General features: G+C 62.0%; 1 pseudogene. It reads left to right on the top strand.

Annotated elements, in window-relative coordinates:
- Positions 1-279: pseudogene (locus SB751_RS29775) on the top strand (tRNA 2-thiocytidine(32) synthetase TtcA); the annotation flags it as partial.

Here is a 279-nt window from a genome sequence, read left to right as displayed (position 1 = left end):
CAACATGATCGAGGCGGGCGACCGCGTCATGGTGTGCCTGTCGGGCGGCAAGGACTCCTACGCCATGCTGGACATCCTGCTCCAGTTGCAAAAGCGCGCGCCGTTCCGGTTCGAACTGATCGCGGTCAACCTGGACCAGAAGCAACCCGGCTTTCCGGCCGACATCCTGCCGCGCTACCTGACCGAACTGGGCGTGCCGTTCCACATCGAGACGCAGGATACCTATTCCATCGTCACGCGCGTGCTCGAAGAAGGCAAGACGATGTGCTCGCTCTGTTC

The sequence above is a fragment of the Cupriavidus sp. SIMBA_020 genome (assembly GCF_046535395.1).
GTDB classification, from domain to species: domain Bacteria; phylum Pseudomonadota; class Gammaproteobacteria; order Burkholderiales; family Burkholderiaceae; genus Cupriavidus; species Cupriavidus campinensis.
This window is presented reverse-complemented; position numbering and strand designations above follow the sequence as displayed.